26 protein-coding genes and 1 tRNA gene are annotated in these 26968 nt (G+C 64.0%); 6 read left to right on the top strand and 21 right to left on the bottom strand.

The genetic code is table 11. The features are described from left to right. Together C1D09_RS28870 and C1D09_RS28865 are read left to right on the top strand one after the other, a co-directional pair. Positions 1 to 909, top strand: a complete 909-nt coding sequence (locus C1D09_RS28870; RefSeq protein WP_143977396.1) for an endonuclease/exonuclease/phosphatase family protein — start codon at positions 1 to 3, stop codon at positions 907 to 909. 7 nt (positions 910 to 916) lie between these two features. Continuing rightward, positions 917 to 1762: an EamA family transporter gene (locus C1D09_RS28865; protein WP_143977395.1), complete on the top strand. Its 846-nt coding sequence runs from the start codon at positions 917 to 919 to the stop codon at positions 1760 to 1762. A 7-nt stretch (positions 1763 to 1769) separates the two neighbouring features. On the opposite strand, the gene C1D09_RS28860 is transcribed toward C1D09_RS28865, so the two are convergent. The 14 genes from C1D09_RS28860 to C1D09_RS28795 form a co-directional block, all read right to left on the bottom strand. After that, positions 1770 to 2987: an MFS transporter gene (locus C1D09_RS28860; protein ID WP_167514797.1), complete on the bottom strand. Its 1218-nt coding sequence runs from the start codon at positions 2985 to 2987 to the stop codon at positions 1770 to 1772. Positions 2988 to 3077: 90 nt separating this feature from the next. Continuing rightward, positions 3078 to 3395: a Dabb family protein gene (locus C1D09_RS28855; RefSeq protein ID WP_143977393.1), complete on the bottom strand. Its 318-nt coding sequence runs from the start codon at positions 3393 to 3395 to the stop codon at positions 3078 to 3080. A gap of 13 nt (positions 3396 to 3408) precedes the next feature. After that, complete coding sequence (locus tag C1D09_RS28850) at positions 3409 to 5037, bottom strand: GMC family oxidoreductase (RefSeq protein WP_143977392.1); 1629 nt, start codon at positions 5035 to 5037, stop codon at positions 3409 to 3411. An 11-nt stretch (positions 5038 to 5048) separates the two neighbouring features. Beyond that, on the bottom strand, positions 5049 to 5810 hold the full coding sequence (locus C1D09_RS28845) for a 3-ketoacyl-ACP reductase (protein ID WP_143977391.1): 762 nt from the start codon (positions 5808 to 5810) through the stop codon (positions 5049 to 5051). Next, positions 5807 to 7309: an FAD-dependent oxidoreductase gene (locus C1D09_RS28840; RefSeq protein WP_143977390.1), complete on the bottom strand. Its 1503-nt coding sequence runs from the start codon at positions 7307 to 7309 to the stop codon at positions 5807 to 5809. The genes C1D09_RS28845 and C1D09_RS28840 overlap by 4 nt, the downstream gene beginning before the upstream one ends. Positions 7310 to 7314: 5 nt before the next feature. Further along, positions 7315 to 8430: an ABC transporter ATP-binding protein gene (locus tag C1D09_RS28835; protein ID WP_143977389.1), complete on the bottom strand. Its 1116-nt coding sequence runs from the start codon at positions 8428 to 8430 to the stop codon at positions 7315 to 7317. A gap of 20 nt (positions 8431 to 8450) precedes the next feature. Beyond that, entirely contained in the window at positions 8451 to 9395 is a 945-nt protein-coding gene (locus tag C1D09_RS28830; protein WP_143977388.1) for a carbohydrate ABC transporter permease, read from the bottom strand. Next, positions 9392 to 10342 carry a carbohydrate ABC transporter permease gene (locus tag C1D09_RS28825; protein WP_143977387.1) on the bottom strand — a complete coding sequence of 317 codons (951 nt, stop codon included), beginning with the start codon at positions 10340 to 10342 and terminating at the stop codon, positions 9392 to 9394. Before C1D09_RS28825 ends, C1D09_RS28830 begins: the two co-directional genes overlap by 4 nt. A 152-nt stretch (positions 10343 to 10494) precedes the next feature. Continuing rightward, complete coding sequence (locus C1D09_RS28820) at positions 10495 to 11748, bottom strand: ABC transporter substrate-binding protein (protein WP_064992087.1); 1254 nt, start codon at positions 11746 to 11748, stop codon at positions 10495 to 10497. A 58-nt stretch (positions 11749 to 11806) separates the two neighbouring features. Next, the gene (locus C1D09_RS28815; RefSeq protein ID WP_143977386.1) at positions 11807 to 13318 is read right to left on the bottom strand and encodes an aldehyde dehydrogenase family protein; all 1512 of its coding nucleotides are present in this window, start codon (positions 13316 to 13318) and stop codon (positions 11807 to 11809) included. A 14-nt stretch (positions 13319 to 13332) separates the two neighbouring features. Then, positions 13333 to 14109, bottom strand: a complete 777-nt coding sequence (locus C1D09_RS28810) for an enoyl-CoA hydratase/isomerase family protein (protein WP_143977385.1) — start codon at positions 14107 to 14109, stop codon at positions 13333 to 13335. Next, positions 14102 to 15703 (bottom strand): acyl CoA:acetate/3-ketoacid CoA transferase, encoded by a 1602-nt coding sequence (locus C1D09_RS28805; protein ID WP_143977384.1) that lies wholly within the window; start codon positions 15701 to 15703, stop codon positions 14102 to 14104. Before C1D09_RS28805 ends, C1D09_RS28810 begins: the two co-directional genes overlap by 8 nt. Continuing rightward, the gene (locus tag C1D09_RS28800) at positions 15700 to 16716 is read right to left on the bottom strand and encodes a Gfo/Idh/MocA family protein (protein WP_143977383.1); all 1017 of its coding nucleotides are present in this window, start codon (positions 16714 to 16716) and stop codon (positions 15700 to 15702) included. Before C1D09_RS28800 ends, C1D09_RS28805 begins: the two co-directional genes overlap by 4 nt. Continuing rightward, positions 16713 to 17771 (bottom strand): LacI family DNA-binding transcriptional regulator, encoded by a 1059-nt coding sequence (locus C1D09_RS28795; protein ID WP_143977408.1) that lies wholly within the window; start codon positions 17769 to 17771, stop codon positions 16713 to 16715. The genes C1D09_RS28800 and C1D09_RS28795 overlap by 4 nt, the downstream gene beginning before the upstream one ends. Before the next feature lie 242 nt (positions 17772 to 18013). On the opposite strand from C1D09_RS28795, the gene C1D09_RS28790 reads away from it, so the two are divergent. Further along, positions 18014 to 19168, top strand: coding sequence for a dihydrodipicolinate synthase family protein (locus C1D09_RS28790; RefSeq protein ID WP_143977382.1), 1155 nt, complete (start codon positions 18014 to 18016; stop codon positions 19166 to 19168). A gap of 346 nt (positions 19169 to 19514) precedes the next feature. Here C1D09_RS28790 and C1D09_RS28785 read toward each other — a convergent pair. Together C1D09_RS28785 and cpdR are read right to left on the bottom strand one after the other, a co-directional pair. Then, a tRNA-Val gene (locus C1D09_RS28785) sits at positions 19515 to 19589 on the bottom strand. A 116-nt stretch (positions 19590 to 19705) separates the two neighbouring features. Next, positions 19706 to 20068, bottom strand: coding sequence for a cell cycle two-component system response regulator CpdR (cpdR, locus tag C1D09_RS28780; protein ID WP_006199474.1), 363 nt, complete (start codon positions 20066 to 20068; stop codon positions 19706 to 19708). 163 nt (positions 20069 to 20231) lie between these two features. Between cpdR and C1D09_RS28775 the strand changes: the two genes are divergently transcribed. Together C1D09_RS28775 and hisN are read left to right on the top strand one after the other, a co-directional pair. Next, positions 20232 to 21173, top strand: coding sequence for an N-formylglutamate amidohydrolase (locus C1D09_RS28775; RefSeq protein ID WP_143977381.1), 942 nt, complete (start codon positions 20232 to 20234; stop codon positions 21171 to 21173). 314 nt (positions 21174 to 21487) lie between these two features. Continuing rightward, complete coding sequence (gene hisN, locus C1D09_RS28770) at positions 21488 to 22261, top strand: histidinol-phosphatase (RefSeq protein ID WP_143977380.1); 774 nt, start codon at positions 21488 to 21490, stop codon at positions 22259 to 22261. A gap of 29 nt (positions 22262 to 22290) precedes the next feature. Here hisN and C1D09_RS28765 read toward each other — a convergent pair whose 3' ends face one another. The 4 genes from C1D09_RS28765 to C1D09_RS28755 all read right to left on the bottom strand — a co-directional run bounded on the left by C1D09_RS28765 (position 22291) and on the right by C1D09_RS28755 (position 24774). Continuing rightward, positions 22291 to 23121 carry a helix-turn-helix transcriptional regulator gene (locus tag C1D09_RS28765; protein ID WP_143977379.1) on the bottom strand — a complete coding sequence of 277 codons (831 nt, stop codon included), beginning with the start codon at positions 23119 to 23121 and terminating at the stop codon, positions 22291 to 22293. Positions 23122 to 23227: 106 nt separating this feature from the next. Further along, positions 23228 to 23473 (bottom strand): DUF1127 domain-containing protein, encoded by a 246-nt coding sequence (locus C1D09_RS28760; protein WP_143977378.1) that lies wholly within the window; start codon positions 23471 to 23473, stop codon positions 23228 to 23230. Between the two features lie 3 nt (positions 23474 to 23476). Further along, complete coding sequence (locus C1D09_RS33340; RefSeq protein ID WP_164987199.1) at positions 23477 to 23632, bottom strand: hypothetical protein; 156 nt, start codon at positions 23630 to 23632, stop codon at positions 23477 to 23479. A 164-nt stretch (positions 23633 to 23796) separates the two neighbouring features. Next, positions 23797 to 24774 carry an alpha/beta fold hydrolase gene (locus C1D09_RS28755; protein WP_143977377.1) on the bottom strand — a complete coding sequence of 326 codons (978 nt, stop codon included), beginning with the start codon at positions 24772 to 24774 and terminating at the stop codon, positions 23797 to 23799. 480 nt (positions 24775 to 25254) lie between these two features. Between C1D09_RS28755 and C1D09_RS28750 the strand changes: the two genes are divergently transcribed. Continuing rightward, positions 25255 to 25722: an Hsp20 family protein gene (locus C1D09_RS28750; protein ID WP_143977376.1), complete on the top strand. Its 468-nt coding sequence runs from the start codon at positions 25255 to 25257 to the stop codon at positions 25720 to 25722. Positions 25723 to 25803: 81 nt separating this feature from the next. On the opposite strand, the gene C1D09_RS28745 is transcribed toward C1D09_RS28750, so the two are convergent. After that, positions 25804 to 26856 (bottom strand): threonine aldolase family protein, encoded by a 1053-nt coding sequence (locus C1D09_RS28745; protein WP_143977375.1) that lies wholly within the window; start codon positions 26854 to 26856, stop codon positions 25804 to 25806. Between the last annotated feature and the right edge of the window lie 112 nt (positions 26857 to 26968).

Here is a 26968-nt window from a genome sequence, read left to right as displayed (position 1 = left end):
ATGAAGCTGGTCAGTTACAACATCCAGTACGGGTTCGGCAGCGACGGCCGCTATGACCTGTCGCGCACGGCGCGGATCGTCGACGGCGCCGACATCATTGCCCTGCAGGAGGTCGAGCGGCACTGGCAGCGCAGCCATTTCCACGACCAGCCGGAGCTGCTGTCGCGTCTGCTGCCGGACTATCACTGGGTCTACGGCCCGGCCTTCGACATGGACGCCAGCGAGCAGCAGCGAGGTCGCCTAGTCAATCGGCGCCGGCAGTTCGGCACCATGGTGCTGTCGAAGCTGCCGATCGTCTGGTCGCGCCTGCATGCGCTGCCGATGCGCCGGACGCTGAGGCCGCTCAACACGCGCAACGCGGCGCTCGAATGCATGATCCGCACACCGGCCGGCCCGGTGCGGGTGCTGTCCTTGCATCTCGCCCATATCGCTGCGGAAGAGCGGCTGGAGCAGATCGACTATCTGCTGGCCGAACACCGCCGCGCGCCGTCAGACGGCGGGCCGTGGAGCGGCATCGATGACGAGCCTTCGCGCAACTGGACCAGCAGTGAAGCCGAGCCGGAAAATCCGCTGGCGGCGATCTGGATGGGCGATTTCAACATGGAGCCGGGCAGCGCCGAATACCGCCGCATCGTCGGCAGCACGCCCTATCATCGGGGTGCCGCCTATCTCGACGGCTTCGTCGATGCCGCCGCCGTGGCGATCGAACCCGCTGGTGACTTCCACACGCATGAGAAGATCATCGACGGCAGGCTGGCAAAGCGCCGGCTCGACCACTGCTTCGTCGGCGGCATGTTTGCCGGGCGGGTGCGGTCGGTCGCATCCGCCATAGGCGAGGTGGCATCCGATCACTTCCCGGTCCTGATCGACATCGATCTCGAAACGCCGCTCGGCCCAGGAGGTCGATAGACCCGCAATGACGCCTTTCGTCTTCTTCGCTGTACTTGCCGCGGCCGCCATGCACGCGATCTGGAACGCGCTGGTCAAGGTGCATCTCGACCGTTTCCTGTCGATCACGCTGATGACATTGGGCATGGGGTTTGCCGCGCTGTTCGTGCTGCCTTTCGTCGAGTTCCCGAAGGCCGGGGTCTGGCCATTCATTCTCGCTTCGGTGGTCTTCCACATGGGCTACCGAACCTTCCTGATCGGCGCCTACAAGGCCGGCGATTTCGCCCAGACCTATCCGCTGGCGCGCGGCACGGCACCGCTGCTGGCAGCGCTGGGTGGCATCGTGGTGGTGCAGGAGGTGCCAGCGCCGTTTGCCATTCTCGGCATCCTGCTTTTGTCGGCCGGCACGCTGGTGATGTCGTTTCGCGGCGGCGCGCATCTGGAGAAGCTCAACCTGCGCGCCGTCGGCTTTGCGCTCGGCACGTCGATCTTCATTGCCAGCTACACGCTGTCGGACGGCAGCGGCGCGCGGCTGGCGGCAACGGCGCAAAGCTACGCCGCCTGGCTGTTCGTCTGCGACGCGGCATGGGCGCTGGTGCTGTGCCTCATCTTCCGCGGGCCGCGGTCACTGCCCGTACTGGCGCGCGACTGGAAGGCCGGGCTGTTCACCGGCGTGCTCAGCGGCGCGGCCTACTGGATCGTGATGTGGGCGATGACCAAGGCGCCGATCGCCTCGGTGGCATCGCTGCGCGAGACCTCGATCCTGTTCGCCATGCTGATCTCGGTGTACGCGCTCGGCGAGAAGATGACGGGCTGGCGCGGTGCCGCCGCGCTCAGCATCGTTGCCGGGGTTATCGCGCTCCGGATGGGTTAGGCCGCACTCAACCCATGACTGTCATCACCTGGCCGCGCCGCTCCGGGCTGAAGCGGATGACGACGATGATGCAGACGGCGACCACGCCGGCGAAAAGCGCCAGCGCGTAGCCGTAACTGCCTCCGGCCGCCTCCGCTATGCCCGCCTGATAAGGACCGCCATAGGATGCTGCAAGGTTCCCGGCCTGATAGATGAAACCGGGCAAGGTCGCGCGCACCGCGCCGGGCGACAGCTCGTTGAGATGAACCGGGATGACGCCCCAGGCGCCCTGCACGGCGACCTGCATGACGAAAGCGCCGATGGCCAACAGGAAAGGCGTGGTGCTGTAGGCCCATAGCGGGATCGACGGCAGGGCGATCAGGCAGGCGAGCGTGATGGCGTTGACGCGGCCGATCTTCTCCGACAGCGCGCCGAAGGCCAGGCCGCCGACGATGGCGCCGATATTGGCGACGATGGTGATCCAGCTCACCGTGTGCGGATCAAAGCCATGCTGCTTCTTCAGGAAGGTCGGGTAGAGGTCCTGCGTGCCATGGCTGAAGAAATTGAAGAACATCATCAGCACGACGGCATAGAGCGCGACGCCCCAGTGCTTCTGCAGCGTTTCCAGGAGCCCCGGCTTGACCGATTTCCGCGCCTCGACGAAGGCCGGCGATTCCGGCACGTGCGAGCGGATGAAGAGCACGATCAGCGCCGGCACGAAGGAGAGCAGGAACATCGCTCGCCAGCCGATCGTGTAGCCGCCGATCGTCTGCTGGTAGAGCAGGCCGTAGACCACCGCCGCCAGGAGGTAGCCGGCTGGATAGCCGCATTGCAGGATGCCCGATACGAAGCCGCGCGCGCTGGGCGGAATGGATTCCATGGCGAGCGAACTGCCAAGCCCCCATTCGCCGCCCATGGCGATGCCGAACAAAGCGCGCAGGGCAAGGAAGATGCCGAGATTTGGCGAGAAGGCGGCGAGCGCGCCGATCACCGAATAGCTGACGATGTTGAGCATGAGGATGGGCTTGCGCCCATATTTGTCGGCGAGCATGCCAAAGAAGAACGCTCCGATGAAGCGCGTCGCCAAGGTCAGGAACAGTGCCTTTGAGACTGCCGGGACATCGGTGTGGAATTCAGTCGCAATATCGGTGAGCAGGAATGTCAGAAGGAAGAAATCGAAAGCGTCGAGCGTCCAGCCCAGGAATGAGGCCAGAACGGTTTTCTTCTGCTCGGCAGTGAGACTCAAGGCGTCCTCCTTTGGTGCCCCCAAAGGAACGATATGTCGCCCCGCTCGCAAAAGAGAACAGCGATCAGCCGGCTTTCGAAGAGCCGGCGGTCACTTTTTCGTAAGGTCGAGGTCGAGGACCATCAATCCGTCCGTGCCGCCTTCGAGTGCGGCGACCAGACGTGCACCGGCGCGCTGATGGGCTTCATGGACGAGATAGGCGTCACGGGCGGCGGCATCGCGGAAATCGATGGTGAAGCCATGGCCAAAGCCGCGGGCGAAGGGCTCGGGGCTGACATTGGCACTGAAGTGGACCGTGTCCATGCCGTCGATAACCTTTCGAAGCGCCTCGAGGTCGGCATGGATCGCCGTGCGCTCGCTTTCGGGGACATCGCCGCGAAACCGGGCGAAGACACAGTGCCTGATCATTTCCTCACCCCCTTCAAGCAGCCCGGTTTCCTGAAAATACAGCCGGCGGCAGCGGTTCGCGGCCGAGGATCAGGTCGGCACCCTTTTCACCAACCATGATGGTCGGTGCATTGGTGTTGGAGGAGGGCACGCGCGGCATCACCGAGGCGTCGCAGACGCGCAGGCCTTCGATGCCGCGCAGCCGCAAATCCGGCGTCACGACAGCCATCTCGTCATGGCCCATGCGGCAGGTGCCGACAGGATGGTGATCGGTCTTTGCGCTGCGGCAGGCGTAATCGAACAGTTCGTCGTCGGTCGCCAGCGACGGGCCGGGCAGCACTTCGCGCAGCACGTAAGGGGCAAGCGCCTTCTGCCGCATGATTTCGCGCGCCAGCCGCAACCCCTTGATCGACATGGCGCGATCGTAGGGATCGGACCAGTAGTTGGGGTCGATCAGCGGGTGGTCGGCCGGGTCGGCGCTCTTCAGCCGCACCGTGCCGCGCGAGCGCGGCCGCAGGAAGGCCGAGTTCAAGGTGACGCCCGGATTGTTCAGCTTCTCGACACCGGCCTCGATGCCGGAGCCCAGGCCGAGATGAAACTGGATGTCCGGCGAGGCCGCGGTCGGGTCGGCGTACCAGAAGCCGCCGGTCTCGAACAGGCTGGAGGCCACCGGCCCCTTCTTCAAAAGCAGATATTGCAGGCCGGCCCAGGCCGTGCGGTGCAGCTTGGCATAATTGTCGTAGGTGTGGTCGCCGGTGCATTCGGCGATGACGAACAGGTCGAGATGGTCCTGCATGTTGGAACCGACGCCGGGCAGGTCGTGCACCGGCGTGACGCCGACCGATTTCAGGTGATCGGCCGGGCCGATGCCGGATTGCATCAGCAGTTTCGGCGAGCCGATGGCGCCGGACGAGACGATCACCTCGCGCTCGGCACGCAGGATCCTCTTCTCGCCACCCGGCCGGTCGACGACTTCAACGCCTGCGGCGCGGCCTTTCTCGACGACCACGCGGGTCACCAGCACGTCGGTCCGGACCGTCAGGTTCTTGCGCGCACGGATCGGCTTGAGATAGGCGACCGAGGCCGAGGAGCGCCGGGCGTCCCTCTGGGTGAGCTGGTAATAGCCGACGCCTTCCTGGTTGGCGCCGTTGAAGTCCGGGTTGAAGGGAATTCCCATCTCCTGGCCGGCGCGGAAATAGGCCTCGCAGATCGGCAGCGGCGAGATCGGGTTCGATACGCCGAGAGGCCCCTGGTCGCCGTGAAAATCGTTGGCGAAACGCTGGTTGTTCTCGGCGCGCTTGAAGTAGGGCAGCACGTCGCGATAGCCCCAGCCGGCGAGACCCTCCTCCTTCTCCCACGCGTCGTAGTCGCGGGCATTGCCGCGGGTGTAGATCTGGGCGTTGATGGAGGAGCCGCCGCCGACCACCTTGGCCTGCGTGTACCAGAAGACGCGGTCCTTCATGTTCTTCTGCGGCACGGTGGACCAGCCCCAGGACGCGATGCCCTTGGTCATCTTGGCGAAACCCGCCGGCATATGGATGTAGGGATGCCAGTCCTTGCCGCCGGCTTCCAGCAGCAGCACGGAATTCAAGGGATCCTCGCTCAGCCGGTTGGCCAGAACACAGCCGGCCGGACCGGCGCCCACGATGATGTAGTCGGTCATGTCGTTTCCGCCTATAGCCGCGGCACGGAGAGCGCGCCGTCGACATTGATGATCGAGCCGGTCGAAAATCCGAGCCTGCCGGCGGCAAGCGTCGCCACCGCCGCGCCGATGTCCGACGCTTCGCCCCAGCGTTTGGCCGGCACCAGTCCGCTGTCGATCAAGGCATCGTATTTGGCCGTCACGCCCGCCGTCATGTCGGTGCGGATGATGCCCGGACGCAACTCGAACACGCCGATGTTCTCGGGCGCGAGCCTGAGCGCCAGGTTCTTCACCCACATGGAAAGCCCGGCCTTCGATATGCAATATTCGGAGCGCTCCGGCGAAGCCATCTCGGCGCTGACCGAGGTCACGGTGATGATCGATCTTGTGTGGCCGTTCGATGTGGCCAGCATAGCCTTGGCGACGGCCTGGCTGAGGAAGACCGTGCCGCGCAGGTTGATGCCCAGCGTGCGGTCGAAATTTTCGGGCTTCAGTTCCATCAGGTCGCCCCGAACCACGGCGCCGACGCCGGCATTGTTGACGAGACAGTCGATGCGGCCGAAGGCGCGCATCGCTGCACCGACAAGCGCGGCGTGGCTGTCGAGATTGGCGATGTCGCAGCTGACATAGGTGAATTTCGCGCCGCGACCCGAGATGGCCGCGTCGAGCCCGTCAGGCGCCTGTTCGGCAAGATCGGCAACCAGAATGTCAAAGCCGGCATCGGCCAGCGCCTCCGCGCAAGCCAGCCCGATCCCGCGCGCGCCGCCGGTGACGATGGCTGCGGGGCGGGTCATGCGGCAAGCTCCACCTTGCGGATATGGTCAGCCACCCGCAACGCCTGGGCGGCGATCGACAGCGCGGGATTCACCGCGGCCGAGTTCGGCAAGAAACCGCCGTCGACGACGAACAGGTTCCGGTGGTCGAACGACCGGCAGAACGGGTCGAGCGGCGATGTCGCCGGATCGTCTCCCATCCTGACCGTTCCGCACTGGTGCGATGGCGTGCGCTTGTCGAAGGGGCGTGACAGCACGATGGGGTAGCCGCAGGCGCGGAAATTTTCGCGCATCACCTTGGTCAGGCCGTCGAGCGACTGCATGTTGGAGCGCCGCCACTGCATGACGATGTCCTTGCCGTCCACCATGATGCGGCTTTCGGGATCGGGCAGGTCCTCGCACATCAAATACCAGTCGACGGCATGGCCGGCCATGAAGTCGAGCACGAATTTCGGCACCGTCCTCACATTGGCCTTCAGCATGTTGCCGTCGATCTTGCCAAGCAGCTGGACGTTGCCGAGCGGCTTGCCGCCCTTGCCGCCCGACAAATAGTAATCGTTCAGCATCAGCGTCTTCTGGTAGACGGCATCGTTCCTGCGGCGCGGATCGATGGCCAGCATAGCGCTGGAATTGTGGTTCATGAAGTTGCGGCCGACCTGGTCGGAGCGGTTGGCGAGGCCCTTGCCGTCGGATGAGGGCGAGCGCAGCAGGATGACGGCGGAATTGACCGCGCCGGCGGACAGGATGACCAGTTTCGGCGACACCTTCTTCAGTTCGCCATTCTGGCGGAAGTGAACGGCGACGATGCTCTTGCCATCGGGTGCGGCCTCGAGATACTCGACATGGCAGCCGGTCTCGAGCCGGACGTTGCTGTCGCCGAGCGCCGCCGCCAGTGGCGCTGTCTGGGCGTCCATCTTACCCTGGCCTGTGTTGGGGAAGGCGTCCCAGCCGGTTTTGCCTTCCGTCAGCCAGGTGTCGATGTCGACGCCGAGCGGCAGCGAGGCCGGGTGCAGGCCGAGGCCTTTGAGTTCGGCGCGCGCGCGGGCGATCGGCGCTTCGTCGGGCACCGGCCTGAAGGCGTAGGGGATCGAGTGGAACGGTTCAGTCGGATCCTCACCCAGCGTGCCGCGCACGCGAAACAGCTGCTCAGCCCTGGAATACCAGGGCTCGAACTCGTCGTAGGAAAACGGCCAGGCCGGTGACACGCCGCCGAAATGCTCCATGGCCGCAAAGTCTTCCTTGCGATAGCGGATCAGCACCGCGCCATAGAATTTGGAATTGCCGCCGACATAGTAGTAATTGCCGGGATTGAAGGCGGCACCGCCGGCCTCACGCCACATCTCCTTCGGCCGGTAGTGGCCGTCGACGAAGATCGAGCGGGTGTCGCGGGCGTGCGGGGTTGCCGGCAAGGGCTCGCCACGCTCCAGCATCAGGATCGAAGCGCCGCCCCCGGCCAGGCCGGAGGCGATCGTGGCGCCGCCAATGCCGGAGCCGATGATGACGATGTCCGGATTTGTCATGGCCGTCAGCGGATACGGTTCTCGGTCGCCGGATCGAAGAACACCGCCTTGGTCAGGTTGAAGGCGAGCGGCGTGCTGGTGCCAGGCTGGATGTTGGCGTCGGCGCGCAGCCGCGCCACGACGCCCTTGCCGCCGAGATTGGTGACGGCGAACGTGTCGGAACCCGCCGGCTCGACGACCTCGATATGCAGGTCGGCGGTGGCGATGTTCGAGGCGTTGCGTTCGGCGCCCTCCGGGTCGGTCAGTGCCTCGGGGCGGACACCGAAGATGATCGGCTTGCCCTGGAATGCCGAGAGACCCGCCGGGGCATTGGCCATCGGCAGCGTGATCGGCTCCCGCGCCTCGCGCTGCAGCACGACCGATAGAGCATTGCCCGATGTGGCAATGGTCGCCGGGATCAGGTTCATGGCCGGCGAGCCCATGAAGTCGGCGACGAACAGGTTGGCGGGGTTGTTGTAGATCTCGGCCGGGGTGCCGAACTGCTGCACCTCGCCGTCGCGCATGACGGCGATCTTGGTCGCCAGCGTCATCGCCTCGATCTGGTCGTGGGTGACATAGACGATAGTGGTTCCCGTGGTGGCGTGCAGGCGCTTGATCTCGATGCGCATGTCGACGCGCAGCTTGGCGTCGAGGTTGGACAAAGGCTCATCGAACAGGAACAGTTTGGGGTCGCGCACCAGTGCCCGGCCCATGGCGACGCGCTGGCGCTGGCCGCCCGAAAGCTGGCTCGGCTTGCGCTGGAGCAGGTGGCCGATCTGCAGGACCTTGGCCACCTTGTCGATCGCCTTCTGGCGCTCGCCGGCGGGAACGCCACGCATCTCCATGCCGAAGGAGATGTTCCCGGCAACCGTCATGTTGGGGTACAGCGCATAGCTCTGGAACACCATGGCGATATCGCGCTTCGAAGGGTGCAGATCGTTGATGGCGCGGCCGTCGACGCGGATCTCGCCCTCGGTGATCTGCTCCAGGCCGGCGATTGTGTTGAGCAGGGTGGACTTGCCGCAACCTGACGGTCCGACCAGCACCAGGAAGCCGCCCTTTTCGAGCTCTACATCGATGCCCTTCAGGATCTCAACATTCCCGAAGCGCTTCTTCAGCCCATCAATTTCCAGAAAAGCCATGGTCGTTCCCTTTGAACTGGTCAGCCCTTGACCGCGCCCGCCATCAGCCCGCGCACGAAATAACGGCCGGCGACGACATAGACGATCAGGGTGGGCAGAGCCGCGATCATCGCGGCCGCCATGTTGACGTTGTATTCGACGACGCCGGTCGAGGTGTTGACGACATTGTTCAGCGCCACCGTCATCGGCATGGCATCGCCGGTACCGGCATAGGCCGAGGCGAACAGGAAGTCGTTCCAGATGTTGGTGAACTGGTAGATCACGGTGACGACGAAGATCGGCATCGAGTTCGGCAGCATGATGCGGCGGAAGATCTGGAAGAAGGAGGCGCCGTCAACCTGTGCGGCCTTGATCAATTCGGTCGGGAAGGCCTCGTAATAGTTGCGGAAGAACAGCGTGGTGAAGCCGATGCCGTAGACGACGTGGACGAAGACCAGATTGACCGTCGAATTGCCGAGGCCGAAGCTGGTGCCGACGGAGTTCTGCAAGGTCACGCCGAAGCGGCCGACGCTGCCAAGGATCGTCGCCATCGGCAGCAGCACCGACTGGAACGGAATGAAGCAGGCGAACAGCATCAGGCCGAAGACCAGCGTAGCGCCGCGAAAGCGCCATTTGGTCAGCACGTAGCCGTTGAGGGCGCCGAGCATGGTCGAGATCAGCACGGCCGGAACAACCATCTTGATGGAGTTCCAGAAATAGCCCTTGATGCCGGCGCAGGTGAGGCCGACGCAGGTCTCGCCCCAAGCCTTCAGCCACGGGTCGAAGGTCGGCGCCTTTGGCAATGCCAGCATGTTGCCATTCTGGATTTCGTCCATGGTCTTGAACGAGGTGACCAGCATGACGAAGAGCGGCATCAGGTAGAACAGTGCGAACAGCGCCAGTAGCCCGTAGATGACGATGCGGTTGACGAGCTTGGTGTTGATGCCGCCGGAGGCCTGGCGGGCAGGGGTGGCCACAGTGCTCATCGCGGCTTCTCCCTGAGTTCCGAATAGAGATAGGGCACGATTATGGCGACGATGGTCATCAGCATGATCACCGCACTGGCCGATCCGACAGCCATCTCGTTGCGCTTGAAGGTGTATTCGTACATGAAATTCGAAGGCAACCAGGCCGAGCCGCCGGGGCCGCCGGAGGTCAGGGCCACGACAAGGTCATAGGACTTGATGGCGAGGTGGGCGAGCACGATGAAGGCCGACAGGAAGATTGGGCGCAGCAGCGGGATGACGATGCGGCGGTAGAGCTGGAAGGTTGTGGCGCCGTCGATCTGCGCTGCCTTCATGATCTCGCCGTCAATGCCGCGCAGGCCGGCCAGGAACATCGCCATGATGAAGCCGGAGGCCTGCCAGACGCCGGCGATGACCACCGTGTAGATGACGAAGTCCTTGTTCTTGATCCAGTCGAAATGGAAGCTCGTCCAGCCCCATTGATGCAGCGTCTGTTCGAGGCCGAGGCCGGGATCGAGAAACCATTTCCAGGCGACGCCGGTGACGATGAAGGACAGCGCCATCGGATAGAGGTAGATCGGCCGCAGCACGCCTTCGCCGCGGATCTTCTGGTCGAGCAGGATGGCCAGGAACAGGCCAAGGGCCAGGCAGATCAGGATGTAGAGAAAGCCGAAAATGCCCATATTGGTGATCGACGTGTACCAGCTCGATGGCGGGTCGGTGTCGAAGGTCCAGCCCCACAGCCGCTGATAGGCGCGCGAACCTGTGATGACGTAGGACGGGAAGGTCTTGGAATTGGTGAAGGACAGATAGATCGTCCACAGGATGAAGCCGTAGACGAAGACGATGGTGATGGCGAAGCTCGGCGCCAGAACGATCTTCGGCAAGGCGTCCTGCAGGCGCGAGCGCACAGAGGTGCGTGACCGCTCCGGCGTCAGCTTGATCTGGGTTGTTGCTACTGTGCTCATGAGCTCCTCCCGTTTCGGGTCGTCCGTGCGAGGCCGTCAGGCGGCAAGGCGCCCCGTGTCTACGGGTGTTCGGTCGGCATGGTGTCGAGCCGGCCAATCCTGAGATAAAACCTTCCCCGCCGAAGCGGGGAAGGTGATTTCGAGCGTTACGCTTACTTGGCGTCGTCGATCGCCTTGACCAGTTCGGTCACGGCCTCGTCCGAGGTCTTGATCTGACCATGGACGAACTTCGAGACCACGTCCTTGTAGGCATTGGCGACAGCCGGCGGGGCGCCGTAACCCTGGGCCAGCGAGCCGAACAGCGTGCCGCCTTCATTGGCCGCCTTCAGGTCTGCGATGCCCTTCTTGCCGCAAGCGTCGAAGTCGGTGTCGGGAACGTCGGTACGGGCCGGAACCGAACCCTTGACGACGTTGAAGGCCGACTGGAAGCTCTTCGACAGGGTGGCGGTGGCCAGCGCGACCTGGGCGGCCTTGCGGTCGTCCGGAACGTTGAACATGCCGAACATGTCGGAGTTGTAGATCACGGAGCCGTCGGTGCCCGGGAAGCGATAGCACAGGAAGTCGGTGCCCGGGGTCTTCTTGGCGGCGTGGAATTCACCCTTGGCCCAGTCGCCCATGACCTGCACCAGGGCATCGCCCTTGATGACCATGGCGGTGGCAAGGTTCCAGTCGCGGCCCGAGAAGTTCGGGTCGACATAGGTGACGAGCTTGGCGAGGTTGTCGAACGACTTCTTCATCGTGTCGGACTTGAGCGAAGCGTCGTCGAGGTCGTTGAAGGCCTTCTTGTAGAATTCGGGTCCGCCGGTCGACAGCACGACCGAGTCGAACATGGTTGCTTCCTGCCAGTTCTGGCCGCCGAGGGCGAGCGGGATCACGCCCGCGGCCTTGGCCTTGTCGAGCAGGGCGACGAAGTCGTCGAAGGTCTTCGGCTCGGTGCCGCCGATCTTGTCCATGACGGCCTTGTTGATCCACAGCCAGTTGACCGAGTGGACGTTGACCGGAGCCGCGACCCACTTGCCGTCATAGACCGAGAATTTCTGCAGGGCGGCCGGAACCGACTTGTCCCAGCCTTCCTTCTTCGCCGTCTCGGTCAGGTCGCCCATGACGCCGGCCGCGGCATAATCGAGCACGGTGTAACCGAGCATCTGCGAGGCGGTCGGATAGTTGCCGGCCGCGACCATCGCCTTCAGGGCGGTCATGGCAGCATCACCGCCGCCGCCGGCGACAGGAACGTCCTTCCAGGCATAGCCTTCCTTGGCCAGGTCGCCCTTCAGCACGTTGAGGGCAGCCGCTTCACCGCCCGACGTCCACCAATGCAGCATCTGCACTTCCTTCACGTCCGCGGCATGCGCCGAGAAGGCAAAGCTCGTCGCAAGAGCCGTTCCGATAAGCAGTTTGCGCAACATGTACTTCCTCCCTTGTTGCATTACACGACCGGTGGAAGCCCACCGGGTTCTTCCCAACTCAGCCGACCCACCATCCGGTGCGCTGGCCGCGATGAAACTGGATTGTCTTTTCCTCGGTATAGTCCTCGACGGCGCGTTTGCCGAGTTCGCGCCCGAGACCGGACTGCTTGTAGCCGCCGAAAGGCAGCTCGGGGTAACCTTGCATGAATGTGTTCACCCAAACCGTCCCCGAACGCACTCCACGCGCCACCGACATGCACGTGTCGATGTCGGCGCTCCACACGCCTGCGGACAGACCATAGGGCGTGTTGTTGGCGATGTGCAACGCCTTTTCAATCGATTCAAAAGTGAGCACTGAGAGCACCGGTCCAAACACTTCCTCACGCGCAATGGCCATGTCCTCGGTGACGCCACGCATGATGGTCGGGTCGAGGTATTGGCCGGCATTGGAGACCAGCTGCTTGCCGCCGCTGAAGACATTGCTGCCTTCGCCTGCCGCTGCCGCGACGTAATCCGTTACCTTGGCCAGATGGTCGGACGAGATCATCGCGCCGACCTTGGTTTGCTCGTCGAGCGGGTCGCCGACCTTCACCCTGACGGTGAGCGCCTTGACAGCGCTGAGAAAATCGTCGGCGATCGCCTCGTGCACGATCAGCCGGCTGCCGGCATTGCAGCATTCGCCGGCATTGAAGAAGCCGCCGAACACGGCCGCGTCGGCGGCGGCCTCGAGATCGGCATCGGGAAAGACGATCTGGCCGTTCTTGCCGCCAAGTTCCATCGAGACTTTCTTCAGCGACTGCGCGGCGGACGCCATGGTCATCTTGCCGACGCGGGTCGAGCCGGTGAACGACACCATCTCGACCAGGGGGTGGCTGACCATCGGCGCGCCGACATCGGCGCCGAGACCCGCCAGGATGTTGACGACGCCGGCGGGCAGGCCGGCTTCGAGCAGGATGTCGCCCAGCACGAAGGTCGAGGCCGAGGTCATTTCGCTCGGCTTGACCACCGCCGTGCAGCCGGCGGCGAGCGCGAAAGGCAGCTTCTGACTGACGATGAGGAACGGGAAATTCCACGGCGTGATGATCGACACGACGCCGATCGGCTCGCGCACGACCACGCCCAGCATGGCATCGCCGAGATTGGCGTAGCTTTCGCCGTGCAATGTCCGGGCCAGCGAGGCGGCATAGCGCCAGATGTCGACGGCACCACCGATTTCACCGCGCGCCTGGGCGATGGGCTTGCCGGATTCCAGCGCGTCGAGCCGGGCGATGTCTTCCAGCCGTGTCTCGATCAGGTCGGCCGCCTTGAAAAGGATCGCGGCCCGCTCGCCGGCTTTCATGCGTGGCCATGGGCCGGTCTCGAACGCCTTGTGCGCGGCCTGCACCGCCGCTTCCACCTCGGCTTGGCCGGCCTGTGCATAGTGCGAAACAGTGAAGCCGTGGCCGGGGCTCTTGCGCTCCAGCGTGCGGCCGTCGCGGGCATCGACGTGCTTGCCGTCGATCAGCAGCCGGTAATTTTTCGGCGCGGCCGAGGCCTCGGCGGGCATGGCGATGTTGAGGGGTGCATTCATCAGGGTGTTTTTCTCTAGCTTCTTGAAAATGCCGGCTTCTGCCTGGTTTTGAAGGCGTCGACGCCAACCTCGAGGTCGCTGGTGAGTGCGATAAAGCCGCTGGCCAGCGCTTCGGTAGCGGCTGCACTTTCCTCGCCTTCGGCCACCGCGATCATCAGCTTTGCCGCTTCCGTCGCCAGCGGGCCGCGTTCGGCGATCTTTTCCCCCATGCTCCTGGCATCCTCGAACGCCTTGCCGGTTTCGGTGACCCGGTCCACCACGCCAAGGGCCAGCGCTTCGGGAGCGAGAAGTATGTCGCCACCCAAGGCCATGCGTCGCACCGTCTGCGCGCCGAAGCGGCGCACGGCGCGCTGCGTGCCGGACCAGCCGGGCACGACGCCGATCGAGGTTTCGGGGAAGCCCAATTTCACATGCGCCTCGGCGACCCGGAAATCGCAGGCGACCGCCAGTTCCAGCCCGCCGCCCAGCGCATGGCCGGACAGCACGGCGATGGTCGGCTGCCGCAGCCGCGCCAGCCGGTCGAAGACACGGTGGCCGTAGCGCACCCATTGCACCTGGAAATCGGCAGCACTCATCGCGCCCCAGGCCTCGACGTCGCCGCCGGCGCAAAAGCCCTTGCCTTCGCCGCGCAAGAGCACGACGCGCACGCCTTCGGCCAGCTCTGCCTCGTCCAGCGCGGCTTCGAGAGCGCGCAGCATCGGAATGTCCAGCGCGTTGAACTTTTCCGGGCGGCGCAGCGTGACGATGCCGATGGCGTCGTCCTTTTCGAAGGTAACGAGGCGCTCAGCCATGCGCGCCTCCGAGCGAGGCGCCGCCATTGAGCGACAGGCCGATCGGCCGGTCCTGGTAGAGTGCCGCCGGCGTCACCTTGAGGTCGTTGGCGACGCCGAGCGGCATCTCGGCCTGCGCCAGCACATCGCGCTCGAGGTCGATGCCTGGCGCCAGTTCCGTCACCATCAGTCCGTCCGGCGTCAGCTTCATCACGCAGCGCTCGGTGACATAGGTGATGTCCTGCCCCTGCGCGACCGCGCGCTTGCCGGAGAACGAGATGTGCTCGACCTCGTTGACCACCTTCTTGACCTTGCCCTCCTGGTCGATGCGGATGCCGCCTTCGGCCAGCGAAAGCTTGGCGCCGGCATTGAAGAAGCCGGAGAAGACGATCTTCTTTGCCCGCGCCGTAATGTCGACGAAACCGCCGGCGCCGGCGGTGACATGCGGGCGGGCCGACAGTTTCGACACGTTGACCGAGCCGTGGCGGTCGATCTGCAGGAAAGACAGAAGCGAGGCGTCGAACCCACCAGCCTGGAAATAGATGAACTGGTGCGGCGAGGGCATGATCGCCTCGGCGTTGGAGGCGCAGCCGAACTTGAAGTCGAGCAGCGGCACGCCGCCGACCGCGCCCTGCTCGATCACCCAGGTGACCTTGCCGTGCTGGCCTTCCTCGAGAAGGATGCGCGGCACATTGGCCGAGATGCCGAAGCCGATGTTGACGGCCATGCCGTCGCGCAGTTCCATGGCGACGCGGCGCGCGATCACCTTCTGCACGTTCATCTCCGCATTGCGGAAGGTCGACAGCGGCCGGAAGATCTCGCCCGAAATCGCCGGGTCGTAAGGCGTCAGCGTCGTCTGCAACTGTTCGGGCGCCACCACGATATGGTCGACCAGCACGCCTGGCACGCGCACATCATGCGGCTTCAGCGTGCCGTTCTCGACGACGCGCTTGACCTGCGCGATGACGATGCCGCCATTGTTGCGGGCGGCGAGCGCCTGTTCGAGGCCGCCGAGATAGGCGCCTTCATGTTCATAGGTGAGGTTGCCGCGCTCGTCGGCCGTGGTGGCGCGGATGATCGAGATGTTGGGCACGATCGAGCGGAAATAGAGCCATTCCTCACCATCGAACTGCTGCACCGACACGATCGGCTCGCTTGCCGCCGCGTTCATGGCGCAGCCTTGGTGTCGTGGGTCGGCGAAGGTGTCGAGACCGACCTTGGTCAGCACGCCCGGCCGCTTGGCGGCGGCCTCGCGGTGCATGTCGAACAGGATGCCGGACGGCACATTATAAGCGGCAACCGAATTGTCGCCGATCATCTTCCAGATCTGCGGCGGCTCGGCGGAAGAGGGGCCGGACGGGTAGGAACCGCACAGCGTGCGCTTCAACAGGCCCGGTTTGGCCAGATGATCGATGCCCTTGATGCCGTACATGTCGCCGGCGGCGATCGGGTGCAGCGTGGTGATGTTCTTGGGATGACCTTCGCTATCGAAGCGCTCGCCGATGGCGGCCAGCACCGCGTCCGGACAGCCAAGGCCGCTCGACGACGACACGGATACCGTCATGCCGTCCTTGATCAGGCTGGCTGCCCGCGCTGCGGAAACGACCTTGCTCACTTCATGCTCCCGAGTTTCGGGTCGATCTTGACGGCCTTGCCGGAACTGGCCGATTGCAATGCAGCCTCGGCTGCAGTGAGCGACCAGACGCCGTCCTCGCCGGTGGCGGCAGGCCGGCCCTTGCCGAGGATCGCGGCATGGAACTGACGCACCGATCTGACGTAGAGGTCCTCGCGGTCGAAGCTCAATTGCTCCTCGCCCTTGACCGTGCGCAACAGCACCGAGCCGTCCGGTTTCTGGGTCATCACATGGCCGGCGATCAGCGAGCCTTCCGAACCATGCACCTCGAAGCCGGTGCCGGCGAATTTGGTGGTGAAACCCTCATGCGACTGGGCGATGAGGCCCGACTTGAAGCGCCAGATGCACATGGCACCGTCTTCCAGTCCGCCGCCGGCCATGCCGGCCGATTGCGTGAAGGCCGAGACCTCGACCGGATCGTCGCCGAGGACGAAGCGCAGCGTGTCGGCATCGTGGACTGTGATGTCGAGCACCACGCCGCCGCCGGCTTCCGGTTTGGTGATGCGCCAGCCCTGCAGATTCTCCGGCAGATAGACGGAATGGAAGACGCGCGCGGCGATCGGCTTGCCGATGCGGCCCGATGCGATGGCGTCACGCATGGCGCGGTGCGCGCCGGCGTTGCGCAGATGATGATTTGTGCCGAGCACGATGCCGGCCGCCCTGGCCGCAGCGACCATTTTGCGCGCGTCGGCGCTGGTCAGCGCCAGTGGCTTCTCGCACAGCACATGCTTGCCCGCCGCGATAGCGGCAAGCGCCTGTTCGAGGTGCAGTTCGTTGGTGGTTGAGATGTAGACGGCGTCGATGTCGGATTTCAGCAAGGCATCCAGGGTCGAGACGGCGGCGGGAATGCCGTTTTCGCTGGCATAGGCCGTGGCGCGTTGCGGATTGGAACTCATCACCGCCGCGATCTCGCCACCCTCTTGCGCGCGAATGGCGTTGATCATGAATTGCCTGGCTATCGTGCTGGCGCCGATCAGCCCCCATTTGACACTCACGCGGCGCCTCCCGTTCCCGTAGGCCTGCTTCGCGTGCGGAGATCCGGACCGCAGCTTTCCCTGACCACCAGATTGACCGCGCCGATATGGTCTTCGGCCCGCGTGGTGCGCGACTGAATCAGCTTGAGCATGACGTGGGCGGCGCGCTCGCCGAGGCCGGCCGTGTCCACCGCGACGCTGGTCAGCGCCGGCATGTAATGTTCGGCCTCGACCACGTCGTCGAAGCCGACGACGGCGAAATCGGGTCCCGGCTCAAGCCGGCGCTTGCGCAACGCCAGCATCACGCCGAAGGCGACGGCATCGTTGAAGCAGAGCGCCGCGGTAGGCGGCTCAGCCATCGTAAGGGCGGTTTCCAGGCAAGCGAGGCCGCCTCTGCGGTTGGTTTCGCCGTCGACGACCAGCACGTCGCGGGCAGCGATGCCCAGGGTATCGCAGGCTTCGCGAAAGCCGCCCAGCCGTTCCTGATAAACCACCAGATCCGAGGTGCCGCCGAAGAAGGCGAGCCGGCGATGTCCTTTGGCGATCAGATGGGCCGCGGCAAGATAGGCGCCGCGATGGTTGTCGGGCGCGATCACAGGAATGCGGCTTTCAGGCAGGCGGCGCATGGCGAAGACCACCGGCACGCCCGCCAATTCCAGCCGCCGGAAAGCGCTTGGCGTGGTGCCGCGCGCCGGTGACACGATGAGACCGGCGACGCCTTGTTCCATCAGCGACTTCAGCACCTCCTCCTGGCGCACCGGATTCTCCGCCGTATTGGCGATGAAGGGCACGATGCCGGCCGACTGGAAGACGCGTTCCATGCCGACCGCCAGTTCGGCGAAGAACGGGTTGGTGAGGTCGTTGATGACCATGCCGATGACGTTGGAATGGGCCTTGCGCAGATTGGCGGCGCCTCGGTTGTAGACATAGCCGACATCCTCGATCGCCTTGCGCACCCTGACCGCGGTTTCAGGCCGGATCAGCCCGCTGCCCTGAAGCACGAGCGATACCGTCGATTTGGACACGCCCGCCTCGCGGGCAATGTCGAATATCGTGGCCTTGGCCCGGCTGGCCATCTCGGTGCGTCCTCCCAGCTTTCTCATTCAAATCTATTGGAACGTTCTAATCTCTGGTTCAATCTTGAGTCAACCGCGAATTTTTTCCGACTGAAAAAACCGACTGTGCGTACTCAAATGGCATAGCTGGTAAGGCCTTTCGTGTTGCAACGCAGCATTTGCCGCCAGATTCGCTCCGAATCTTAAAGGTTCTTGATTTATTGGAACGTTCCACTTAATAGCCGCTGTGAAGGGAGAGGTCGATGGATATTGTCTTGCCTGGTGAAGGTGGCCGCGGGGCCCGCTACGCGCTTGTCGGGCGGCCCGTGCAGCCGGCGGTCGGCGCGCCGTTTTCACGCATCGCCTATGCCGCCGCGCATGTCGTTGCCGATCCCCTCGAAATGACCGATCCATGGTCGCGGCCCGTGGTCGACTGGGACAGGACGATGGCGTTCCGCCATCATTTGTGGCGGCTTGGCTTCCGTATTGCCGAGGCGATGGACACGTCGCAGCGCGGCATGGGTTTCGACTGGACCAATGCGAAGGAATTGATCCGCCGCTCGATCGCCGAGGCCCGCACTGTCGAAGGCGCCGATCTTGCCTCGGGCGCCGGAACCGACCATCTGGCGCCGGCCGCTGCCAGGATGCTGGACGATGTGATCGACGCTTATGACGAGCAGTTCGCTTTCATCGAAGGACAGGGCGGCAAGGCGATCATGATGGCCAGCCGCGCCTTGGCGGCTGTCGCGAAAGGGCCGGACGACTATGCGCGCGTCTATGACCGCATCTTGAGCCAGGCTTCCGGCAAGGTCATCCTGCACTGGCTGGGGGACATGTTCGACCCGGCCTTGAAGGGCTATTGGGGCAGCGACGATTTCGAGACCGCGCTCGATACTGTGGTTGCCATCATCGAGCGCCACGTGGACAAGGTCGAAGGCATAAAGATATCGCTGCTCGATGCCGGCAAGGAGGTTGCGCTGCGCAACCGGCTGCCGCACGGCGTCGTGATGTTCACTGGCGACGACTTCAACTATCCCGAACTGATCGCCGGCGACGGCAACAGGCATTCGCACGCGCTGCTTGGTATTTTCGACGCCATCGCGCCGGCCGCCAATGCCGCACTGGCAAGGCTCGCCGAGGGCGACCGCGCCGGCTATGACGCGCTGATGGCGCCGACGGTGCCGCTGTCGCGAAAAATCTTCGAGGCGCCGACCGAATATTACAAGGCCGGCATCGTCTTCATGGCCTGGCTGAACGGCCACCAGGATCATTTCACCATGGTCGGCGGCATGCAGTCGGCGCGCGGCATCCGCCATTATGCCGAAATCTTTCGCCTGGCCGACCAGGCAGGCCTGCTGGCCGATCCTGATCTTGCCGTATCGCGGATGAAGAAGCTGTGTGCCGTCGCGGGCGTCTGAAGACGGTTCGCGCAGGATGCGAATCTTCTTTTGAACCAACTTCTCCCCCGGACGCGACCAGGCGCTGCGTAACCAGCGCGTCCACATTGAGGAGAATGTCACGGGTTTAGCGTTTCCAGAAACGTCGTTCTGGCTGCATTGCCGTTTCGGTGCTCGGCGATGCGCCTTGCCGCGAAGGCAGGGGCGGTGGCACGCCGGGCGGCGGCAACACGGCCTGATCCGACACCGCAATGATTCGATGAACGACCGGGACCGTAAGGGAGGAGGCGGTGGGGGAGTCAGGGTGCGCGGAGGCAAAGCCTTGGCAGCGTCCTGCCTTGTCGCCCTATTGCCCGCATTTGTTGGATGGTGGGCGTGACAGGGATTGAACCTGTGACCCCTGCAATGTCAATGCAGTGCTCTCCCGCTGAGCTACACGCCCATCCGAAGCCGCGCATACACCACTTTTGGTCCGGCGCGTCAATAGCGAGAAAAAGGAAAGAAGGCGTCGTCTCGCCGCATCGGCAAACAAGTGTCGATGCCGCAGCTGAAGGCCGCTCAGGCGGCCTGCAGCATCTTCTCGACCTCGTTGACGAGATCGCGCAGGTGGAAGGGCTTGGAGAGCACCTTGGCGTCTTTCGGCGCCTTGGAATCCGGGTTCAGCGCAACGGCGGCGAAACCGGTGATGAACATGACCTTGAGGTCGGGATCGATCTCGGTGGCGCGACGCGCCAGTTCGATGCCGTCCATCTCCGGCATGACGATGTCGGTCAACAGCAGCGAGAACGGCTCTTCGCGCAGCCGCTCATAGGCGCTGGCGCCATTGTCGAAATCGCTGACCTGGTAGCCGGCGCGTTCCAGCGCCTTGACGAGGAAACGACGCATATCGTCGTCGTCTTCCGCCAGAAGAATGCGTGCCATGATATCCCGTCCGAATCACCCGCCCGAGACTGCCGCCCAGGCAGCCCGTTAACCATCCTGTATATGAGTCGGTGACGGTAAACATCAAGTGAATACGGCGGAGCGTTATCCGCATTCGGCAGGGCGATGCGGCCGGCGAAATGCTGGACATGCGGCCAGCAAGGTGGCACTTTCATACGATGATGCATCGGTGTTTTTGGGTTCGTGCAAATTGAAGACGGCAGCCGAGGATTTTTCGGTCGTTCAACCCTTCGAAATCCGATCGGGCGTCGAACAGCGCGTCCCCTTCCTGTTCAACTCACCGCATAGCGGCCGCTACTATCCGGAACGCTTCCTCGCCATGGCGAGGCTCGACCGCAACGCCATCCGCCGCTCGGAAGATTGCTACGTCGATGAGCTGTTCGGCGGCGCCGTGGCGCTTGGCGCGCCGATGCTGGCCGCGAATTTTCCGCGCGCCTATCTCGACGTCAACCGCGAGCCGTGGGAGCTCGACCCGCGCATGTTCGCCGAGCCGGTGCCGTCCTTCTGCAACATCCGCTCGGCGCGGGTGGCCGGCGGACTTGGCACCGTGCCCAAGCTGGTGGGCGAGGGCCTCGACATCTATTCCGGTCGCCTGCCGCTCGCCGAAGCCGTCGCTCGCATCGAGGCCGTCTACAAGCCCTATCACGAGACGCTGAAGCGGCTTTTGACCAGAACCCATGCTCGTTTCGGCTTTGCCGTGCTGATCGACTGCCATTCGATGCCGGCAAGCATCCGCGTCGGCGACAGCGGCTTGCGGCCGGACTTCATCATCGGCGACCGTTTCGGTATCTCGGCGACCGCCGCCCTGACCGAGACGGCGATCGGGCTCTTGACCGCGATGGGCTATACCGTCGCCCACAACAAGCCGTATGCCGGCGGCTTCATCACGGAACATTATGGCCGCCCGGCGCGGCATCTGCATGCGCTGCAGATCGAGGTCAATCGCGGGCTCTATATGAATGAGCGGACGTTCGAGAAAGTCGCTGGCTTCGACGCGCTGGCCGACGATCTGACGCGATTTTCAGCGGATCTGATGGCGATGCCCGACCATCACTTCATCGACCTGCCGCTGGCCGCGGAGTGAAATAGCCGGCCCGAGGTGCAGGTGTAAAAAAAGACCGCATCGTTTGCACGATACGGTCGAAGTCTAGGGAGGAAACGCCCAAGGAGGGCATGGACAGGAAACCCTGTCCGACGTTGAGGGTATTGTGCGGTGCACAAATGTCAAGCGACGTTCAGGATTTTTTAATTCAGAGTGATGTGGAAATTGCGTTTCGATGACGAAGATGTGACATTTGAGCAACAAGTGTCGCCGCGAATAAATCGATAAACAGGCTTGTTTTGGCGGGAAAGTGTCGGCATGGCCCGGTGGGGCACTCGGCAATGCGGGAGAATCAGTTGGACATCAGCATCGATTTCATGCGCCGCATCGCGCAGGCGGCGGCGGCCGAGACCTTGCCGCGCTTTCGCGTCCAGGGCGCCGTGGCCAATAAGGAAAAGGGCAGTTTCGACCCGGTCACGGAAGCGGACCGCGAGACCGAACGCGCCATCCGGGCGCTGATATCGGCGCAGTATCCCGAGCATGGCATCCTCGGCGAGGAGCACGGCAGCGAGAACATCTCCAGCAGGCATGTCTGGGTGATCGACCCGATCGACGGCACGCGTGCCTTCATCTCCGGCCTGCCAGTGTGGGGGACACTGGTCGGACTGACGGTCGACGGCGACGCGGTCGCCGGCATGATGGCGCAGCCTTTCACCGGCGAACTGTTCTACGCCAACGCCTCGGGCTCGCACTATGAGGGGCCGGGCGGCCCGCGCGAGCTTTCGACCCGCAAGACGACAAGGCTCGATGAGGCGACGCTGTTCACCACCACGCCGGCGCTGTTCAAGGGCGAGGCGCGCACCCGCTATGACGCCTTCGAGAAACGGGTCCAACTCGCCCGCTACGGCGCCGATTGCTATGCCTTCGCCATGATCGCCTCGGGGAGCGTCGACATTGTCGCCGATCCCGGCCTGAAACCGTACGATATCGTGGCGCTGATCCCGATCATCGAGAAGGCGGGCGGCGTTGTCACCACCTTCGATGGCGGCCCAGCGGAAAAGGGCGGCGATGTGCTGGCGGCGGCGACGCCGGAGCTTCACGCCGCCGCCATGGCTGCCCTGCGCGGCTGATATCTCTGCGCTTCCTTGAAGCAGTTGCTTCAGCGCGATCTGATCGAGCGCTGGAACTCCGCCGGCGTGCGTCCGTAGACCTGTCTGAACGACGCGCTGAAATGGCTGTGGCTGGAGAACCCGAGGTCCATGCCGAGCGCGGTCAGATTGTCGTAGCGGCCAAGCAGGTCGAGCGCGCGCGCCAGCCGCAGGCGCAGATGATAGCGATAGAGCGGCATGGCCTCGACCTGCTGGAATATTTGCGTCAGATAGACCGGCGAGACGCCGACCTCGGCGGCGATCTCCGCGAGCGTCCAGCGCCGCGACAGATCCGACGCCAGTACCAGTTTGGCGCGGTCGACCAGCTTTTGCCGTCCGGGGCTGGCGCCTGCGACATGCGAAGTGCGCTCGCCGAGCGAGCGCCGCACCAGCGTTAGCGCCAGCGTCTCGGCCTCAAGCGTTTCGGCGATATTGCGGTTCAGGCTATGGCGCAGCAGCGCCACCAGCGCCTGCGCGCGCGGATCGATGCGCCGGCGCTGGCGACGAAACGCCAGGAGGCCGCCGGCGCGCAACTGGTCCTTCGGCGCCAGTTCTCGCAACTGGCCCTCCTCGATGACAAGGTCGAGGCAGGCGTCGCCGCCCTCGATGGGATGGCTGATCCGGTAGGCCTCAGCCTCATTGAAGAACAGCAGCTGGTTGGCTTCCGCGACCGCATCGTTGCGGCCGACATGGCGCACGAAAACGCCGCGATAGGCAAACACCAGATGCGTCGCCGACGTGCATTCATCATCGCTCCTGTGACGGCATTCGCCGCTGCAGACGACATCGCGCACCCTGACGGTGCCGGTGTCAAGAAGGAGCTGAACGGTGAATTGCGACATGGCCGCTGCGTTGTCCCCTGCGCCGGAAAGGTCTCCGGCATTGCGATGGGCATCTTACGCAACCGGCCTGCCCAATCCTGTCAGGAGACTTCTCGACGGACGCTTCTCAGTCCCACGGGCGACGCCTGAATTCCGAATAGGCTTGAGCGCGTGACAGACCGATGTCCTTGAGCTGTTCGTCGGTCATTTCCAGCAAGGCAAGCCGGCTGCGGCGCTTCTCCATCTGGCTGGCAATCCATCTCGCCGCCGCGATGCATTGGGCGTGCAAGGCCTGCAGGCTGGTTTCGGTGCGGGCTGGCGGCGCTGGCGGCTGGCCAGCCAGGCGTTGCGCCACCGCGTGATCGGTGCGCATGGCTCAATCCTCGCTCACGCCGGCCGCCGAGGCGCCGGCCTCGTTCAGCGCCGTCGCGCATTCCTCGCAGCAGACCTCGACGGTCTTGCCGCCGACCTTGACGCGGATCGGGTTGGCATCCAGCTGGCAATCGCAGGCGGCGCAGGTTTTCTCGGTCATTCTCATCTCCATGGCGTTCAATTCGACGCATTGAGATGAGCATTTCGGCGCGAGCGCTGGCTGTCAGAATCTTTAGCGGTTTGCGCGCCGCGAGGAGCGGCTGACCGATCATCCTGACAACGGTGTGTCAGCTATGCCGGCCTGTGAAAGGACCGCGGTGCTTGTCAGGCCGTCGGATCGTCCGAGCCGGGGATGAAGGCGTCGAAGGCGGCAAGGAATTGTTCGCGGTAGAGATCGACCTCCTGCAGGATTTCGTGCTTGGAGCCGTCGATCATCAGCAGCGAGCCGAGCCTCAGGCTTCTGGCGTAGGCTTCCACCGCCCTGGTCGAGACGACCTGGTCGGCGCCGGCGGCGATGATCAGCAGAGGCACCTGTATCCGGGCCATGAAGTCGGGGTCGCTGACCGCTTCCGACGCCTTCGCCGCCGCCTGCAGCCAGCGGATCGTCGGACCGCCAAGCGCCATTCGCGGATGTTCTTCGTAGATGCGCGTGTTGCGGCGGTAGCGCTGCGGATCCGACGTTACCTTGTTGGCAAGGAAAGGCAGCGTGTGTCTGGGCCGTGGACCCCAGGCGGCATAGAGCCGGCCGAGACCCAAGGCGCAAAAAACCGAACAGATACGGCGGACCGTCCTGATCGAGACCGGCAGGTCGGGCAGCGTCAGGAATGGTGCGATCAGCACCATGCGGCGCACGCGATTCACCATGGACGGCGCGGCGAGCAACGCGACCACGGCCCCGGCCGAATGGGCGAGGATGTAATAGGGCCCGCGGCAATCGGGCAGTACGATCTCTTCGAAAAACTGCTCCAGATCGGCCGTGTAGTCGCGGAAGGACCTGACATAGCCGCGCTGGCGATCGCGGATCAGCCGGTCGGAATCACCCTGGCCGCGCCAGTCGAGGGTAGCGACGCCAAAGCCGCGGGCGGCAAGGTCGCGGATGGTTTCGAAATATTTCTCGATGCACTCGTTGCGCCCGGACAGCAGCACGACGGTGCCCCGAATAGGGCGCGCCACCGCCGCGAACAGGCCATAGCGGATCTTCTTGCGGTCGCGCGTGATGAAAAAACCGCCGGTGGCGTTTTCCGGTCGCGGATTGCCTTCGGTTTCGTGGAAAAGCGGCGTGTCTTGGAAAAGGTCCGTCATTCGGCGCTTTGTGCTCGGCGTCTTCACGTTCCAGCCCGTCGTGGCTGGGCCCGTCAAGGTGATAGACGCCAATGCATTAAAAGCAAAGCAAATCCGGGTTTGCCGGGATGGCAATGGGAAGGCCGGAAGCCGCTCGAGGGCGTGCTTCCGGCCTCTGTCGATCCGGGAGGAAGGGACGTTAACACCCGGTTCGGCCTCGTTGCGGCACCTCTGCAAAACCCGGCGCCGCCAATCCTTGATCTTGAGGTCATTTTAGCGACGGTTGTCTGAACGGGCGCCGAAGCGCCGGTTCATCTGCCGTTCATCAAGGAGGCAAACCATTCAGTTTTTGCCGCCGCGCGAAATCTTGAAATGCATTCGAGCGCTCCCCAAATGTGGAATGCGGCCGCCAATGTCGGGGCCGCTGGTCTTGCCGAAACGCCGCTTACGGGTTTCGCACCGGCCATACGCAAACCATGTTGCTCAACAGGAGAACACATCATGCGTCACGTTGATTTTTCCCCGCTTTACCGTTCGACCGTCGGCTTCGACCGTCTGTTCACCATGCTGGATTCCCTCGCGCAGCCCGATGGCGCGCAGACCTATCCGCCCTACAATATCGAGCGCACCGGTGAGGATTCCTATCGGATCTCCATGGCGGTTGCCGGCTTCTCGGACGAGGAAATCTCGATCGAAGCTCACCGCAACGTGCTGACCGTGAAGGGTGAGCGCAAGGACGAGGGTGACGGTGAAGGCTCGGAGCTGCTCTATCGCGGCATTGCCTCCAGGGCCTTCGAGCGCCGCTTCCAGCTTGCCGACCATGTTGAAGTCGTCGGCGCCACGCTGAAGAACGGCCTGCTCTTCGTCGACCTCAAGCGCAACATTCCCGAGGAACTGAAGCCGCGCAAGATCGCGATCACCTCGGCTCCGGCCAAGGCCAAGCAGATCGAGGCCAAGACCGCTGCGTAATGTAGGCCAGGAATAGAAGTGTCTCCTCCCGAGACGAAAGCGGCGCCGAAAGGCGCCGCTTTTTTGTTGTTCGGGGACCGATTACCCGGCAATCAATTGGCCAAAGCGGTCGACTTCCTCGGCTGACGTCGCGAAGCTGGTGACGAAGCGATAGAGCAGTTCCGCCTCACCGATATGGCCGTCAAAGCCATGAGGCCTGTGCCAATCATAGAAGGCGGCGCCCGCCGCCTGCAGCCTCTCGGCCTCGGTCTTCTTGATCACGGCGAACACCTCGTTGGCTTGCGGCAGCCAGGCCAGCTTCGCGTGCGCCGAATCCTCGATCGCCGCCGCGAGGCGGGCGGCCATGGCGTTGGCGTGGCGCGCCGTGTCGAGCCACAGGCCGTCCTTGAAATAGGCTTCGAACTGGGCCGCGACGAAGCGCGACTTCGAAAACAGCTGGGCGGCGCGCTTGCGCAGAAAGGCCAATTCCCTGGCGCGGTCGAGGTCGAACAGCACGATCGCCTCGGCGCACCAGCAACCATTCTTGGTGCCGCCGAAGGAGAGGATGTCGACACCGCGCTTCCAGGTCATTTCGGCCGGCGTCGTGTCGAGCGCGACCAGCGCATTGGCAAAGCGGGCGCCATCCATGTGCAGCGGCACGGAGTGCCGTTTTGCGATGGCCGAAATCGTCTCGATCTCATTCAGACCGTAGATGGTGCCGACCTCGGTCGACTGGGTGATCGAAACCGCCATTGGCCGTCCCCAGTGCACGATTTCGGGCGCGAAGCGGCCGATGGCCCGCTCCAGATCGTGCGGGTCGATCTTGCCCAGTGCGCCGTCCACGGCATGCAAGCGCGCGCCGCCGGAAAAATGCTCCGGCGCGCCGCATTCGTCTTCGATCACATGCGATTCGCGATGTGCAAAGGAAATGCCGCCGGGCTTGTTGAAGGTGGTCAGTGACAGGGCGTTGGCGGCGGTGCCGGTCGCCACGAAGAACACCGCGACCTCGCGCTCGAAAATCTCATTGAAGCGCTGGTAGACCGTCTGGTCGAGCGCGCTGTCGCCATAGGCGGTGGCAAAGCCGCCGGCCGCGGCCGACAGGCCGGCAACGATATTGGGATGGGCGCCTGCCCAATTGTCGGAAGCGAAGAACATGCATCTGCCTATGTCTGGGGAAGATCGAGGGTTTGCGGAAATCAGCCCGGAGTTGAACGGTTCCACGCACCAACCGCAAGGGCCAGACGCCGGAAAACCGTTGAAGCCAACC

The organism is Mesorhizobium intechi (genome assembly GCF_002879535.1).
Taxonomy (GTDB): domain Bacteria; phylum Pseudomonadota; class Alphaproteobacteria; order Rhizobiales; family Rhizobiaceae; genus Mesorhizobium; species Mesorhizobium intechi.
The sequence above is the reverse complement of the archived record's forward strand: the minus strand, read 5'-3'. Positions and strand labels throughout refer to the sequence as shown.